The organism is Vibrio sp. Vb1554 (genome assembly GCF_033344235.1).
In genome coordinates this window covers 1-1,092 of record NZ_JAWPOJ010000402.1, presented here as the reverse complement: position 1 = coordinate 1,092, position 1,092 = coordinate 1, and the positions used below count along the sequence as shown (strand labels likewise).

Annotated in this window: 2 protein-coding genes; both read right to left on the bottom strand. The window is 47.6% G+C overall.

What is annotated here, in order from left to right; genetic code table 11:
- Positions 1-772, bottom strand: a 772-nt coding sequence (locus tag R8N28_RS26620; protein WP_318183842.1) for an FAD-dependent oxidoreductase, incomplete at its 3' end; no start/stop codon positions are given.
- Between the two features lie 21 nt (positions 773-793).
- A partial coding sequence (locus tag R8N28_RS26615; protein ID WP_318183841.1) for a hypothetical protein occupies positions 794-1,092 on the bottom strand: 299 nt, incomplete at its 5' end.

Here is a 1,092-nt window from a genome sequence, read left to right as displayed (position 1 = left end):
AAACGCCCGGCGCGTCTTCATTTTCCAAACCGGCGCGCATGTATTTGTATGTGCCCACACCTAAGAAAACCGCATCGTATTCATCAAGCAGTTCTTGCATCTGCACATCTTGGCCGACTTCCACATTCATGCGGAACTCAACGCCCATTTCGGTAAATACCCGACGACGATTTTCCATGACCCCTTTTTCCAATTTGAAAGAAGGAATACCAAAGGTAAGTAGGCCACCAATCTCTGGGTAACGGTCAAACACCACAGGTTTTACACCGTTGCGAACTAAAATGTCTGCTGCTGCCAAACCAGCAGGGCCAGCGCCGATGATTGCCACCTTTTTATCCGTCCACTCCACTTTGGACATGTCAGGTTTCCAGCCCATTTCAAAGGCTTTGTCGGTGATGTACTTTTCAATGTTACCTATCGTGACTGCACCAAAATCATCATTTAGTGTGCACGAACCCTCACACAAACGGTCTTGCGGACACACACGGCCACACACTTCAGGCAAGCTGTTGGTTTGGTGTGAAAGTTCCACGGCTTCTAAAATTCGGCCTTCATTCGCCAGTTTTAGCCACTGAGGAATGTAGTTATGGACGGGGCACTTCCATTCACAATATGGGTTACCGCAATCCAAACAGCGATCGGCTTGCGCCGTTGCTTGTTGTTTCGTGAACGGCTCGTAGATTTCAACAAACTCAATCTTACGAATCTTAATTGGTTTTTTCGCCGGATCTACGCGTTGAACATCGATAAATTGGTAAACGTTCTGACTCATGATTCAAACATCCTCCATGATTTATTGGGCTTGAACGCGCAGTTCAGCAGCGCTGCGGCTTTGGTGACCAAGTAGCGTGTTTAAGTCAGCCGCTTGAGGTTTCACCAAGTAGAACTTCGGAATCCATTCGTCAAAGTTCGCCAAAATATGTTCTGCATGGCTAGAGCCAGTCTCTTCGAGATGCTCCGCAATTAGGCCGCGCAAGTGCTCTTGGTGGATGTATAGATCCGACAGTGAAATGGCTTCCACCGATTCGTTGTTTACACGACCTTGGAAGTCTTGATTTTCATCCAACACGTAAGCAAAACCGCCCGTCATAC